The 13789-nt window shown below is 71.7% G+C and carries 12 protein-coding genes; 8 read left to right on the top strand and 4 right to left on the bottom strand.

All coding sequences use genetic code 11. The features are described 5' to 3' along the window. The first annotated feature begins 169 nt into the window (after window positions 1-169). Window positions 170-823, top strand: coding sequence for a GAP family protein (locus tag ACH4U8_RS13360; protein ID WP_395777750.1), 654 nt, complete (start codon window positions 170-172; stop codon window positions 821-823). 123 nt (window positions 824-946) lie between these two features. Here ACH4U8_RS13360 and ACH4U8_RS13355 read toward each other — a convergent pair whose 3' ends face one another. Continuing rightward, window positions 947-1267: a carboxymuconolactone decarboxylase family protein gene (locus tag ACH4U8_RS13355; RefSeq protein WP_360319079.1), complete on the bottom strand. Its 321-nt coding sequence runs from the start codon at window positions 1265-1267 to the stop codon at window positions 947-949. A 453-nt stretch (window positions 1268-1720) separates the two neighbouring features. On the opposite strand from ACH4U8_RS13355, the gene ACH4U8_RS13350 reads away from it, so the two are divergent. The 3 genes from ACH4U8_RS13350 to ACH4U8_RS13340 all read left to right on the top strand — a co-directional run bounded on the left by ACH4U8_RS13350 (window position 1721) and on the right by ACH4U8_RS13340 (window position 3999). Beyond that, window positions 1721-2584: a hypothetical protein gene (locus ACH4U8_RS13350; protein WP_395777748.1), complete on the top strand. Its 864-nt coding sequence runs from the start codon at window positions 1721-1723 to the stop codon at window positions 2582-2584. 232 nt (window positions 2585-2816) lie between these two features. Further along, window positions 2817-3518: a CBS domain-containing protein gene (locus tag ACH4U8_RS13345; protein WP_395777746.1), complete on the top strand. Its 702-nt coding sequence runs from the start codon at window positions 2817-2819 to the stop codon at window positions 3516-3518. A gap of 10 nt (window positions 3519-3528) precedes the next feature. Beyond that, window positions 3529-3999, top strand: coding sequence for a cyclic nucleotide-binding domain-containing protein (locus ACH4U8_RS13340; RefSeq protein ID WP_360319073.1), 471 nt, complete (start codon window positions 3529-3531; stop codon window positions 3997-3999). A gap of 118 nt (window positions 4000-4117) precedes the next feature. Here the strand turns inward: ACH4U8_RS13340 and ACH4U8_RS13335 are convergent, their stop codons facing one another. Further along, window positions 4118-4813, bottom strand: a complete 696-nt coding sequence (locus tag ACH4U8_RS13335) for a response regulator (RefSeq protein ID WP_395777745.1) — start codon at window positions 4811-4813, stop codon at window positions 4118-4120. 254 nt (window positions 4814-5067) lie between these two features. On the opposite strand from ACH4U8_RS13335, the gene ACH4U8_RS13330 reads away from it, so the two are divergent. The 3 genes from ACH4U8_RS13330 (at window position 5068) to ACH4U8_RS13320 (ending at window position 8414) form a co-directional block, all read left to right on the top strand. After that, window positions 5068-6738, top strand: coding sequence for a GAF domain-containing protein (locus ACH4U8_RS13330; protein ID WP_395778204.1), 1671 nt, complete (start codon window positions 5068-5070; stop codon window positions 6736-6738). A gap of 274 nt (window positions 6739-7012) precedes the next feature. After that, window positions 7013-7660 (top strand): hypothetical protein, encoded by a 648-nt coding sequence (locus ACH4U8_RS13325; RefSeq protein ID WP_395777743.1) that lies wholly within the window; start codon window positions 7013-7015, stop codon window positions 7658-7660. Between the two features lie 283 nt (window positions 7661-7943). Continuing rightward, window positions 7944-8414 carry a pyridoxamine 5'-phosphate oxidase family protein gene (locus ACH4U8_RS13320; protein WP_395777741.1) on the top strand — a complete coding sequence of 157 codons (471 nt, stop codon included), beginning with the start codon at window positions 7944-7946 and terminating at the stop codon, window positions 8412-8414. Window positions 8415-8445: 31 nt separating this feature from the next. On the opposite strand, the gene ACH4U8_RS13315 is transcribed toward ACH4U8_RS13320, so the two are convergent. Then, the gene (locus ACH4U8_RS13315; protein WP_395777739.1) at window positions 8446-9711 is read right to left on the bottom strand and encodes an APC family permease; all 1266 of its coding nucleotides are present in this window, start codon (window positions 9709-9711) and stop codon (window positions 8446-8448) included. A gap of 237 nt (window positions 9712-9948) precedes the next feature. Beyond that, entirely contained in the window at window positions 9949-12645 is a 2697-nt protein-coding gene (locus tag ACH4U8_RS13310; RefSeq protein ID WP_395777737.1) for a GNAT family N-acetyltransferase, read from the bottom strand. Window positions 12646-12836: 191 nt separating this feature from the next. Here ACH4U8_RS13310 and ACH4U8_RS13305 point away from each other — a divergent pair, with 191 nt between their 5' ends. Further along, a complete protein-coding gene (locus ACH4U8_RS13305; protein ID WP_395777735.1) occupies window positions 12837-13754 on the top strand; it encodes a universal stress protein in 918 nt (305 codons plus the stop codon). Window positions 13755-13789 lie beyond the last annotated feature (35 nt).

Raw genomic sequence — 13789 nt, 5'->3', positions numbered from 1 at the left:
GTCCCAACGTCGCGCGCGAGGGCCGATCCACCGCGCCGCGACGTCAGCCGGATGGCCGGATGGCGGGCGCCGACCTCGAAGTGTTGTGTAACGAGGCCCGAGGGGTGGTACCGAGTGCGGCGAAGCCTGCGCACGACTCCGCTCCACCATCACCCACGTGAGGACAACCATGGTCCTTGATCTCGTCCTCATCGGAACGGCCATCACCCTGGGACCGATGCACAACTCCGCGTTCATTCTGTTGTTGTCCGCGGACAGGGGGTTGTTGCACGGGCTCGTGTTCACCCTGACCTGGCTCGTGGAACTCGTCGTGGTGGTCGCGGCGGTGTTGCTGCTGACCGGGGGCAGCCCGCCTTCGCGACACAGCGCGCCCTCGACGGCGGGTCTGGTGATCAAGCTGACCGTGGGCATCGCGCTGGTGGTCTACGGCGAGCGCAAACGACGCAAGGGCGTCACCCGTTCCCGGGGGAACCCGAGGTGGATGGCCCGGCTGGACCGTGTTTCCCGGTGGACCGCGGCCGGGCTCGCCGTCCTGCTCCAGCCGTGGGCGATGGTCGCCGCCGGCGGCGCCACCGTGATGAACGCGAACCTGTCCTCGGCCGTCACGTTCGTGGCCCTGATGGGCTATTTCCTGCTCGCCTCGGCCACGCTGCTCGGGATGGAGCTGTACGCGACCTTCGCGCCGGCCCGGGCACAAGACGAACTCGGGCGGCTGCGTACCGCCATCAGTACCCACCAGGACCAGGCGATCGTCATCCTGTCGCTGCTGCTGGGCCTGTGGCTGGCCGCGAAGAGCACGTACGAACTCGTCAAACGCGCATAGCCGCAGCCACCCCGAACACACCGGGGCCACCGGGGCCACCGGGGAGACCGGGCACGGCCGCTTCGCGCACTCGACCGCGTGCGAACCCCCCGGGCGGCGTATCGGCGCGTCGAAACCGGGGGCTCAGCCCTCGGATTCGCGGATCGAAGCGGCGATCTCGATACCCAGGGCCTCGGCGATGTGGGAGGCCGCGGTCATCACTCGCGCGGTGCCGACCACGGGCGCGATCGCCACCAGGACGTCCTGGATCTGCTCCGGCCTCAGGTCCGCCTCCGAGCCGGCCTCGAAATGGGCCACGTAGGACACCGGCGGCGCGTCCATGGCGACGAGAGCGGCGATACGAGTGAGAATCAGGGCCTCCCGCGTCAGGCCGCATCGTTCCACCGAGTCGAGGGTCATGGCGGCCAGGGTGTCCAGGACGGGCGTGTCGGGCGATGTAGTCATGATGATCTTCCTTGCCGAATGCGGTGCCCGGCGGGCGTCACGCGCCCCCATGGAGCGCGCACGCACGCCGGCCTGCGATCCCCCTCTTTCGACCCTAGAACCGCACGTCCCCGAAGGCACCTCGGCGAGACGGCGGTGTCCGCGGGGCCGAACCATCGGGCCGGTGGCATCGTCCGCGCCGGCGGGATTCATGGCGACGCGAACGCGGCGGAAGGCGGCGGGATTTGCTCCCCGGTCTCGTGTTCGTACGGCGGGCGAATCCCTTCGCGATCGGCGCGCATGCGCGTGCGGCGGACACCGACGGCGACGACGCCTCGTCGCCGTGTCGTGCCCGCTTCGCGACTGTTCGTCCCCTAGGCTCGCCTTTCGCGACATGGGACCTTCGACCGGTGGAGGGCGGGAATCGACCGCGAACCGCTCATCCGGACGCAGGCATCCTGGCTGCGTCCCGCCTTGCTGCTGCGTGTCGTCAATCGGTTCCAGAAGATCGCTGGTTTCGATCGTTCGATGGCTCTGGCCTCCGGTGCCCTGACCGCGCTGATCCCGCTCACGGTGTTGAGCGGTGCCGTCTTCGGCAGTGAGGCCGCCGATCGCATCATCAACCGCTACGGGCTCACCGGTGCGGGTGCCGAGGCCGTCAGGTCGGTATTCTCCGCCGAAACCACGAGTACCGGGGTCGGTGTCTTCGGCACGGTGTTCCTGACCATCTCGGTGCTGAGCTTTTCCCGGACCATACAGCGACTGTTCGAACAGGCCTGGGACCTGAAACCGCTCGGTGTGCGCAATACCCGCAACGGCCTGTGGTGGATCTGCGCGCTCAGCGTCTACCTGGCGCTGACCGGGTGGCTCTACGTGGTCCTGGGCGGAGGACGCCTGGGGCTTGCCGCTGCGGTGTGCGAAGTACCACTGACCACGGTCTTCCTCGTCTGGAGCGGCTCGATGCTCACCGCGAAACGGCTTTCGGGGACGGTCCTGCTTCCGTTCGCCGCCGCCGCGGCGGTCCTGACCGCGGCCTATTCGGTGGTCGCGACCATCTATCTGCCGCCCCTGTTCAATTCCTACGCCTCGCGCCACGGCGCGGCCGGCGCGGTCTTCGGGATGGCGACGGTGCTCTTCGGTGTGATGCTCATCCTCGTCGTGTCGGCGGCGGTGGGGCGGGAGGTGCAGGAGGAGCTCGCCCGGATCCGTCAGGGTAAACGCCCGTCTCAGGACGAGGTCCGGCGCCAGTGGGACGACATCGTCGAGCAGACGCGGTCGCGTTGGCGCACCGTGCGCAAACGGCCCCTGCACCATCGGCCCGAGGACTCGGCTCGATGATCATCGCACCGGCGATCGACTGAAAGTCGCGGCCCGAACGCCGGTGGTCACCACGGCCGCCGGGGCCACCGGCGCTCCCCCGCGCGGTGTGCGCCGAACCGGGTCGAACGGCCCTGTCCGCCGGGCAACGCGGCCCTGTCACCGTGCCGACCTCGGCGGCAGGCTCGTGGTGTCCGCCCGAAGACGTCGTCGACGCCGCGGCGACTCGTCGCACAGCAGCCAGGGGGTTCGCATGTTGCACCGGAAGATCGAGGACGTCATGACGCGCGAGGTCGCCGTCGTCGGTCCCGACGTCGAGTTCCAGGACATCGTCGCCGTACTGGACGCCCGCCGGATCAGCGCCGTGCCGGTCGTCGACGACGAGCGGCGGATCCTGGGCATCGTCTCGGAAGCCGACCTGCTGCGCGCCCAGGTGGAGCAGGCCGAGGACGACCACCGCTTGCCCGGCCTGCGCCGGTTGACGAGCCGCCGCACCAAGGGCGAGGGCCACACCGCGCGCGACCTGATGACCACGCCCGTGCTGAGCGTGGAACCCATGTCGAGCACACTGCGCGGCGCGCGTCTGATGGACCGCCACCACGTCAAGCGCCTCCCGGTGACGGACGGCCATGGTCACCTGGTGGGCATCGTCAGCCGCTGCGACCTGCTGCGCACCTTCCTGCGCCCGGACACCGAGATCCGGGCCGAGATCGAGCAGGACGTGTTGCGCACCGCGTTGTGGTTGGAGCCCGGCACGATCGGGGTGGACGTGCGGGACGCCGTCGTGTGCCTGTCCGGGAACGTGGACAACCGCAGCCTCATCGACATCGTGCTTCGCCGGTGTCGGGCCGTCGACGGCGTCGAGAGCGTGACCCACACCCTCACCTTCGACTTCGACGACAGCCACATCAGGCCCGGCCCGGCGCACTCCGTCCGCCGCACTCCGGGCCGTTGAGGAGGATCCCGTGTTCCACACCACCGGCCGGATCGGCCACATCCCCAAAGAACACCTGGACCGGCTCCTGGCCTTCGGCCGACCGGTCACGTTCGAATCGGGCTCCCGCCTGTTCGAGGAAGGCCGACCGGCCCGCAACTTCTGGTTCGTCGAGAGCGGCTCCGTCTGTCTGGACATGCACGTCCCCGGCCGGCACGCGGTCACTGTGGAGACCCTGGGCAGCGGGGAACTCATCGGCTGGAGCTGGCTGTTCCCGCCCTACCGTTGGCATCTGGGCGCGCAGGCCGTCAGCACCGTCCGCGCCCTGGAATTCGACGCCGCGGCCATGCGTGCCGAGTGCGAACGCGACCCCGATTTCGGGCGCGCGATCACCCTCGCGTGCGCACAGGTGATCGCCGGCCGGCTCCGGGCGAGCCGGCTGCGGCTGCTGGACCTGTACGGGCCACAAGCGTCGGCGGAGCAGGACCCCACGCAGAACTGACAGCCGGCAGGGCCCCGGACGACGCGCTCCCGGCGTCCCGGGGCCTGCGGCACGCCCGCGGGCGAACGGCGAGGACCACGCCCGATTCATCGGTCCGGGGGGTAGGCAACCGCCGGTCTCAGGTCCGGTGTCGCTCGTTGCCCTGGTGCAACTCGGTGACGTAGACCGCCGCTTGGACCCGGCGTTCGAGGCCGAGTTTGTTCAGGACCGCCGAGACGTAGTTCTTGACCGTCTTCTCCGCCAGGCCCAGGCTTTCGGCGATCTCGCGATTGGTCTGGCCCTGGGCGATGTGCTCCAGGACCTGCTTCTCGCGCTCGCTGAGTCCCGTCGGACCGGGCTCCGCGGCCGGGCCGTTGCGCACCCGTTCCAGGACACGCGTGGTCACCGCCGGGTCCAGCAACGACTGCCCCGCCGCGACCGCGCGGACGGCGGCGATCAGGTCCCGGCCACGAATCTGCTTGAGCACGTATCCCGCCGCGCCGGCCATGATCGCCGCGAACAACGCGTCCTCGTCGTCGTACGAGGTCAGGATCAACGCGTTGATCTCGGGGAAGCGCGAGCGCACCTCGCGGCACACGTCGATGCCGCTGCCGTCCGGCAGGCGCCCGTCGAGAATGGCGACGTCGGGACGCAGCGCGGGGATGCGCCGGGCGGCCTCGGCGGCCGAGCCCGATTCACCCACGATCTCGATGTCGGGTTCGCCGCCGAGCAGATCGGCGAGACCCCTGCGAACCACCTCGTGGTCGTCCAGCAGGAACACGCGGATGGGCGATGTCGACACGGGCCTCCTCCGGAGGTCGGGGCGTAGCTCCATTGTCGGACGTCGCAGACGTCCGTGCCTGTCACGTTGTCACCGTATCGGGCGGTGCAACCCCGGGAGAACGGTCGACAGGTCACGGTCGGTCGGCCCCTGTTCGGACGCCCCGACCCACGATCACGGATCTTCATCCGGCGAAGACGAAGACCGGTGGGGCGCGGTTTGACACGATGGACAGGAGAAGGGTTTCGACGGTCTTCGATTCCTCGGGAGGGGCTGTGGCGTCGGACGAGCGACCGGCACTGCCGCGCATGCGCCTGGACGAGCTGCTGGACGAGCTCCAGGCGCACGTGGAGGTGGTCCGCTCCACCCGGGATCGGGTCAACGGACTGCTGGAAGCCGTGCTCTCGGTGGGCAGCGATCTGGACCTGGAAACCGTGCTCCGGCGGATCGTGGAGTCGGCGGTGTCCCTGGTCGACGCCGAGTACGGGGCGCTCGGGGTGATCGGCGACGAGGAACGACTGGCCCGATTCCTGCCCGTGGGCATGGACGCCGACACGATCCTGGGTATCGGCCCCTTCCCCACCGGGCGCGGCATCCTCGGCCTGATCATCCGCGACCCGCACCCGCTGCGCCTGCACGACCTCACCGAACACGCCGACTCCTTCGGCTTCCCACCCGGTCATCCGCCGATGAACACCTTCGTGGGCGTACCGATCCGCATCCGCGACACCGTCTTCGGCAACCTGTACCTGACCGAGAAACGCGGCGGCACCGACTTCGACGAGGACGACGAGGCGGTCCTGCGCACCCTCGCCGCCGCCGCCGGCGTCGCGATCGACAACGCCCGTCTGTACGACGACGTGCGCCGTCGGGAACGGTGGCTGGCGGCGAGTTCCGAACTGACCCGGAGCCTGCTCTCCGGCGAACCACCCGCGGACGTGCTGCGCTCGTTCACCACGACCATTCGCGAGATGGCCGACGCCGACCTGGTGACCCTGGCGGTACCGGTGGCCGGTACCGACGACCTGGTCGTCGAGGCCGTTGCCGGACCATTGGCGGACCGGGTCCGCGGGCTGGTCCTGTCCGGCGAAAGCACCTTGATGGGCAAGGTGTTCAGCTCCGGCGAGACCATCACGCGCAGCGACCTGGGTCACGATCCCGGTGCGGTGGTGGCAAGAACCGTGGGCATCGATCTCGGCTCGGCGTTCCTGCTCCCGCTCGGCACTCCCGACAGCATCCGGGGGGTGCTCCAGGTCGCCAACCGGGCGGAACGTCCGGAGCTGACGGAGGCCGTGCTGCGCATGGTCGCCGGCTTCGCCGACCACGCGGCCCTGGCCCTGGAGATCGCCGAGCGGCGCCGCGACGCGGAGTTGCTGACCGTGCTCCAGGATCGCGACCGCATCGCGCGCGACCTGCACGACCTGGCCATCCAGCGGCTGTTCGCCACCGGCATGACCCTCCAGAGCGCGACCCGTTTCATCGACCACCCCGAGGCCCTGGAACGCGTCGAATCCGCGGTGGACGCCCTCGACGACACCATCAAGGTCATCCGCTCCACGATCTTCTCCCTCAAGGCCCGGGACCGCGACACCGGCACCGGACTGCGCTCGCGCTGCCTGCGCGAGGTCGACGCCGCCACCGAAATCCTGGGCTTCGCCCCGACGTTGCGCGTCGACGGTCTGCTGGACACCTCCGTACCCGAGGCCGTCGCCGCCCACCTGATCGCGGTCCTGCGCGAGGCGCTGGCCAACGCCGCACGCCACGCACACGCGAGCCGGGTCGAGGTCCACGTGGAGACCGACGACAAACACGTGCGACTTCGGGTACGCGACGACGGAGTCGGTCCGCCGGCCACACCGACACGCCACAGCGGATTGGGGAACATGCGGGAGCGGGCCGAATCCCTGGGTGGTACCTGCTCGTTCGGGTCCACACCCGAGGGCGGCGCACTGGTGGAATGGCGTGTCCCGCTGGGGTGACGGCGTCCGACGTCGTTCGCCGCACCGCGCGACGAGAAGTCCGACCCGAGGCGGTCGTCCCGGATCCGTCGGGGGCGACCGCCCATTTCGGTGTGGGCCCGTGCGGTTCACCGGCAACGTCCCAACGGCAAGCGGCTGTTGGACCCGCCGGTTCGGGCCTCTCGGCCCTGGGAGGGGTACCGGGATCACGGGACATTGGCGTCACGGCCCAGGAGAGCTCGTTCGTGGCCGAGCGCCGAGCACCGGGCCCGGCGCCACCAGGGAGGGAATCGACATGGCAACCGCACACGATCACCGACGGTCCTCGCGCCTGCACCTGCCCCACCGCTCCGCCTCGGCGCCCCGAATCCGGACCGACGAGACCGGGCCCGACGTCGTGGCCGGCTCCCCGGCGATCGGCGCGGTGCACACCGGCGATGTCGCCGTGGCGGGCCTGCGCGTCCTGCTGGGCTTCGTGTTCCTGTGGGCGTTCCTCGACAAGACCTTCGGCCTCGGCTACGCCACCGCGAGCGGCAAGGGCTGGGTCGACGGCGGCTCCCCCACGAAGGGCTTCCTCTCCCACGTGGACGTCGGCCCGATGGCCGGCACCCTGCGCGGCTGGGCCGGCGAGCCCTGGGCCGACCGGCTGTTCATGCTCGGCCTGCTCGGCGTCGGCGTCGCGCTGGTCCTGGGCATCGGGCTGCGCCTGGCGGCCCTCTCCGGGACCGCCATGATGGCGCTGATGTGGATCGCCGAGTGGCCGCCCGCCAAGCACCTCGACAGCGGCAAGCCCACCGCCTCCACCAACCCTTTCACCGACTACCACGTCGTCTACGCGATCTCGCTGATCGCCCTCGCCGCGATCGCCGTCGGCAGCCGACTCGGCCTCGGCGCACTGTGGGCCCGCCTGCCGATCGTCCGTGGCCACCGCTGGCTGCTCTGATCGCCGGGGGGTCGGCCGGGTACCGTCCAGGTGACGGGCCCGGCCGAGCCACGTGTGGTCCCGCGCCGATGCCGGTGGACGACACACGGGCCACCGCCATTTGCACCGTCGCCGGCCGTCCACACGAGGTGACGGTGACCGTGACGCCCTCCGGGGCGTCGGCGGCGGACTTCCGCCGCGCCGAGCGGTGGACACGCCCAGTCCCGGGTGGGCGCGACGCGATCCACCGGGACAGGGCCGTTCGGCCCTGGTCGAAGACCCGTTCGGGTTCGAAAGTGGAGAAATGAGCGAAGACCTCGTGACGAAACATCTCCTCGACCGCCGGGAGACGTTGGAGTTGATGGCCGGCGCACAGGTGGGACGTGTCGTCGTCAGCGAGGACGCTCTCCCGGCCGTGCACCTGGTGGCGTTCGCCTTCGACGGGGAGTCCGTGGTCTTCCGCGCCCCCGCCGACTCCACGCTCGCCAAAGCCGCCTTGAACGCGGTGGTCGCGTTCCAGGCCGACCACATCGACCCGACCACACGTACCGGCTGGACGGGCACCATCACCGGCCACGCCTCCCGCGTCCACGCCCCCGCATCCGTCGCCCGCCTGGAGCACCTGCTGTCCGAAGCCGGTGCCGAGGAGAACCAGGCGTGGTTCTCGATCACTTCCGAGTTCGTCACCGGCCGGCTGATGCAGCAGACCACAGGCGCCCGTTCGCCTTCGGGGCAGGCGACGGCGCCCGACCCGACGCCCTCCTCGGGCGGGTGAGTTCGAACCGTCCGCCCGACACGGCGATCCGTCAGGCGCTGCGGCCGACCGCTCTGCGGACGCCGTAGGCCGCGGCGCCGGCCGCGATCACGACGGCCCCGGCGAGTACCGAGGCGAGCGGCAGGGCGAAGGCCAGGACCAGGCAGCCGGACGTGCCGACGATCGGCACGATCCGGGCCGGGCGCCCCTCTTCGGGGGCCAGGGTCCAGGCGGCGGCGTTGGCGATCGCGTAGTAGGCCAACACGCCGAAGGAGGAGAAGCCGATCGCACCGCGCACGTCCGTCGTGGCGGCCAGGACCGCGACGACGCAGCCGACGGCGAGTTCGGCGCGGTGCGGCACCCGGAAACGCGGATGGACGGCGGCCAGGGCGTACGGCAGGTGCCGGTCGCGAGCCATCGCCAGGGTGGTACGCGAGACGCCCAGGATCAGGGCGAGCAGCGAACCGAGTGCGGCCACGGCGGCACCGACCCGAACGACGGGCGCCAGCCCCGGGGCACCCGCCGCGCGGACCGCTTCGACCAGCGGCGCGGCGGCGTCGGAAAGTCGGTCCGGGCCCAGCACCAGCAGAACGGCGACGGCGACCGCCGCGTACACCACGAGGGTGATCCCGAGGGCGAGGGGGATCGCGCGGGGGATGGTCCGTTGCGGATCCCGGACCTCCTCGCCCAGCGTGGCGATGCGCGCGTACCCGGCGAACGCGAAGAACAACAGGCCGGCGGCCTGCAACACCCCGCCCGCGGAGGCGTCCGCACCGACGTCCAGTCGACCGGCGACCACGGACCCCGACGCCAGGCACGCCACGACCACCGCGGCGAGCACCGTCAGGACGACGGCGACCACCGCCCGGGTCAGCAGCGCGGACTTCTGCACGCCCGCGTAGTTCACCGCCGTCAGCACCACCACCGCGGCGACGGCGACCGCGTGCGCCTGTTCGGGCCACACGTACGAACCCACCGTCAGGGCCATCGCCGCACACGAGGCGGTCTTGCCGACCACGAAGCCCCACCCGGCCAGGTATCCCCAGAAGTCGCCGAGCCGCTCGCGCCCGTAGACGTAGGTGCCGCCCGACTGCGGGTAGCGGGCGGCCAACCGTGCCGAGGACGTCGCGTTGCAGTACGCCACCACCGCCGCCAGGGCCAGTCCGAGCAGCAGTCCGGAGCCGGCCGCCGACGCGGCCGGGGCCAGGGAGGCGAAGATCCCGGCCCCGATCATCGAGCCCAGTCCGATCATCACGGCATCGGACACGCCCAGATGCCGTTTCAGCTCGCCGCTGCCGGCGGACGCGGACACACCCATCTCGCACTCCTCTACGACGACGGCCGCAGGAGCCGGTGGAAGGGCATTTCGACAACGGTGCACGGTATCGGGCGGGAATGTCGAACGGATGACGAGGAGTGGAACCGCCGGGGTCGGGCACGCGGCCGCGGTGCCCTCCACCAGCCACGGATTCGTGACCGAACCCGGGGACGGTCCGGACGGACCGTCCCCGGGTTCGGTCACCTTCGGGCGATCATCGCAGTGGAGTACCCCGGTTCAGCGCAGGCGCCGCAGGTACGGATCGTGTCCGGGTCGCGGCGCGAGGCGGATGCGGGCGTCGAGCACGGTGACGCCGTCGGGCCGGGCCACCAGTGGGTTCAGGTCGGCCTCCGCGAGTTGCGGCACATCGTCCGCGAGCCTGGACAGGCGGTGCAGGACGTTCTCGATCCCGGCGGTGTCGGTGGCGGACGCACCCCGATGGCCGTACAGCAGCGGTGCCCCACGCGAACCGGCGAGCAGCGCGTGTGCGTCCAGGTCGGTCAGCGGGGTGAGCCGGGCGCCGTGGTCGGCGAGCAGGTCGGTGGTCACGCCGCCGAGGCCGAACACCACCAGCGGACCCAATACCTCGTCCTGGGTCACCCCGGCGATCAGTTCGACGCCGGAGGCGGCCATGGGCTGGACGACCACGCTCTCCATCAGCGCGCCGATGCGATGCGCGAGGTCGGTGAACGCCTCGCGTACCGCGTCGTCGCCGACCAGGCGCAGCCGGACCCCGCCCACGTCGCTCTTGTGCACGATCTGCGGGCCGTACGCCTTGAGTACGACCGCTCCGTCGGCGCCGAGGGGAGCCAGTTCGCGGGCCAGCGCCACCGCCTCGTCGGCGTCGAACGCCTGCCGCCACGGGCTCACTTCGATGCCGTACGCGCCCAGCAGACGTGCGCATTCGCGCGGCGGCAGCCATCCTCCGTCGGGCTCGCGCCCCAGGTAGTCGGCGGCGAGCGAGCGGGCCGCACCACGGTCGACGTCGGGCAACGCCGGTACCGTGCCGCGCGGTCGGGTCAGCCACATCGCGCGCTCGTGCGCGTGGGCGAGGGCTACGGCGGCGGTGCGCGCGTCGTTGTACACCGGCACCGTCCCGCCCGCGGCGGGCAACAGCTCCACGGAGGCGGCGCGTTCGGGCGCGACGACCAAGACCGGGCGCTCACCCACCGCGGGTCCGGCCAACATGTCGCCGAGCGGGTCGCCGAGCGCGGTCGGGGCCAAGGCCAGTACCACCGCGTCCACGTGGCCCGCGGCCATGACCCGGTCCACGCAGCGGCGCAGGGTCTCGCCGTCGACGGTGGCGGTGGTGTCGACCGGGTTGGCGCACGCGGCACCGGCGGGCAGCAGCGCCCGCAGGTCGGCCTCCAGGTCCGGCCCGAAGCGCGGCACCGCCAGGCCCGCGTCCACGCAGGCGTCCGCGGCGAGTACTCCGGCGCCACCCGCGTTGCCGATCACCGCGACCGAGGCGCCGTCCGGCAACGGCTGGGAGTGCAACAGGGCCGCGACGGCGACCAGGTCGCCGAGGGTCTGTACGGCCGTCACCCCGGCCTGCCGGAACAGCGCGCCCCGCGCCACCGTCGGGGTGACCGCGGCGGCCGTGTGCGATCCGGCGGCGCGGCGCCCGGCGGCGGAACGGCCCGCGTCCACGGTCAGCACCGGCTTGGTGCGGCCGACGGTACGGGCGATCCGGGAGAACTTGCGCGGGTTGCCGAACGATTCCAGGTGCAGGATCGCCATCGTGGTCTGCGGGTCGGCCTGCCACCACTGGAGCATGTCGTTGCCGCTGACGTCGTACTTGTCACCGAGTGACGCGAACGTGGACACCCCGATCCCCAGTCGGTTCAACTGCTCCGTCAACGCGATGCCGACCCCGCCGGACTGCACCGCCACCCCGGCGCTGCCGCGAGTGGGGACGGCCCAGCCGAAGGTCGCGTTCAGGGCCGTCGTCGGGTCGGTCTGTGCGATGCCCAGGCAGTTCGGGCCGACCATGCGCATCCCGTGCCTGCGAATGGAGGCGTGCACCCGGGCGGCCTGCTCCGGCGTGCCGCCCGAGGTCACCACGACCACCGCCCGCACGCCGACGCGTCCACAGTCCTCGACCACAGCGGGGACCCGGTCGGCCGGGACGGCCACCACCACCAGATCGGGCACCTCCGGAAGCAGATCCGGCGTCGGGAACGCCGGTACGCCGTCGATCTCGGTCGCCGTGGGATGCAGTACGGCCAACGACCCGGCATAGCCGGCCGCCTTGACGTTGTGCAGCAGCGCCCGGCCGACCGAGTCGGCCCGTCGCCCGGCGCCCGCGATCGCCACCGCGCGGGGCGCGAACAGCGGTACCAGGCTGGCCACATCCGCCAGGGCCTCGCGCCGTGCCACGGCGGTCAGGTAACGCTCGACCGTCGGTATGTCACCGTCCAGCGGAATCGCGCAGCTCAGCACACCGGACACGAGACGGTTGCGCACCGGCATTCCCATGTCCTCCAGGACCCGCAACATGGGCCGATTCCACGGCAACAGGTCCGCCACCAGCGTGCGCATGCCGGCCGCGCGAGCCATCGTGACCACGTGCTCGATCAGCAGCGTGCCGATCCCCCGGCCGTGCCACGCGTCGGCCACCGCCAACGCCAGTTCGGCCTCGCCGGAGCCGATGGCGCCGTCGTACTCGACGACCCCGACCACCTCGTCCCCGTCCGGGGTGAGCGCGACCAGCGCGCCGCATCCGGCCCGGTCGGGCGTACTCACCCGCTCGGCGGTCTCGCGTGCCGCCGACTCCGACGCGCCGAAGAACCGCAGGTAGAGGTTCTCCGCCGACATGGCGGCGTGCATCGCCAGCACCCGGTCCCGATCCTCGGGGCCCGGACGCCGCAGCAGTACCGTCTCGCCATCGGCGGCCAGCGCCCAGATCGCGTGCGGTGTACCGACCTCGTGCATGGTCCCGTTCCCTTCGGCCGAGGCGCGTGCGCGCCGCTCGCCGCCAGCCTCGCGCCGAACCTCCGCCTCCGGCAGGGCCGACCGGTCCGGGGACCCGGGTCCAACGGCCCTGCCCGGGCCCGGCTGGGACGGGCAGTGTTCGAAGCACGGGCCGACAGGTGATCGATCGGCCTCGGGAGAAGGAGTCGACAGTGACCGTGCACGTGGGAGCAACACCGATCGTCGTCGGTATCGAGGACACCGACGCGGGCCGGCTCGCCGTGGTCTGGGCAGCCGACGAGGCCGCCCGCCGCGGCCTGCCGTTGCGCCTGGTGCACGCCCTCGACTGGCCGCTCGGCGTCGACCGTCACCCCGAGTCGAACCCGCACCGTCAAACCTGGGGCGAACGCTTCCGCGCAACCGGCGTCCGGGCCCTGGACGCGGCCCGCGAACTGGTCGCGCCCCGCCACCCTCGGCTGAGCACGGAATCGGTCCTGGCCGATGGAACACCCGTGGCCGCGCTGCGCGAGCACTCCCGGGACGCGGCGATGGTCGTACTCGGCTCACGCCGCCTGTCCACAGCCGCGGAGCTGCTGACCACCGGCGGAATCGCGGTACCGGTCACCGCGCACGCGACATGCCCGGTCGTGGTCGTCCGGGAACCCGAGCACACGAGCGGTGAGCCACCGACCATCGTGGTCGCGGTCGACGGGGGACGGCACTCCGAGCCGGCCGTGGCGTACGCCTTCGACGAGGCCGCCCGGCGCGGCGCCACGATCGTGGCGATCAACGTCCGCCAATTGCCCGGCGGCCTGTTGGCCGGGCTGCGCATGCGCGAGGAAATGCAGGAGGGCCGACTGCGCCTCGCCGAGACACTCGCCGGATGGACCGAGAAGTACCCGACCGTGCCCGTACACCGCGAGGTCGCCGTCGGACACCCCGTCGCGGTCCTGCGCGAGGCCGCCGAGCACGCCCTGTGCCTGGTCGTCGGTACGCGCGGACGCGGCGGCTTCACCGGCCTGCTCCTGGGTTCGGTCGGCCACGGGCTGATCCACCACGCCCGTTGCCCGCTGGTGATCGTCCCCGGCCCGGACGACGAGCGACCGCCGAGCCCGACCGAGCACGACTGAGCATCCGCCGGCCCGGGCACTCGATGTACGGCCAC

It is taken from the genome of Embleya sp. NPDC020886, assembly GCF_044333915.1.
Lineage (GTDB): Bacteria > Actinomycetota > Actinomycetes > Streptomycetales > Streptomycetaceae > Embleya.
Note: the sequence above shows the minus strand (reverse complement) of the source record. Positions and strands in the feature narration are given on the sequence as shown.

Coding starts and splice junctions, on each gene's coding strand:
- ACH4U8_RS13360 (WP_395777750.1), top strand. CDS start 170: ATGGTCCTTGATCTCGTCCTCATCGGAACGGCCATCACCCTGGGACCG.
- ACH4U8_RS13355 (WP_360319079.1), bottom strand. CDS start 1,267: ATGACTACATCGCCCGACACGCCCGTCCTGGACACCCTGGCCGCCATG.
- ACH4U8_RS13345 (WP_395777746.1), top strand. CDS start 2,817: ATGTTGCACCGGAAGATCGAGGACGTCATGACGCGCGAGGTCGCCGTC.
- ACH4U8_RS13335 (WP_395777745.1), bottom strand. CDS start 4,813: ATGGAGCTACGCCCCGACCTCCGGAGGAGGCCCGTGTCGACATCGCCC.
- ACH4U8_RS13330 (WP_395778204.1), top strand. CDS start 5,068: ATGCGCCTGGACGAGCTGCTGGACGAGCTCCAGGCGCACGTGGAGGTG.
- ACH4U8_RS13325 (WP_395777743.1), top strand. CDS start 7,013: ATGGCAACCGCACACGATCACCGACGGTCCTCGCGCCTGCACCTGCCC.
- ACH4U8_RS13320 (WP_395777741.1), top strand. CDS start 7,944: ATGAGCGAAGACCTCGTGACGAAACATCTCCTCGACCGCCGGGAGACG.
- ACH4U8_RS13315 (WP_395777739.1), bottom strand. CDS start 9,711: ATGGGTGTGTCCGCGTCCGCCGGCAGCGGCGAGCTGAAACGGCATCTG.
- ACH4U8_RS13310 (WP_395777737.1), bottom strand. CDS start 12,645: ATGCACGAGGTCGGTACACCGCACGCGATCTGGGCGCTGGCCGCCGAT.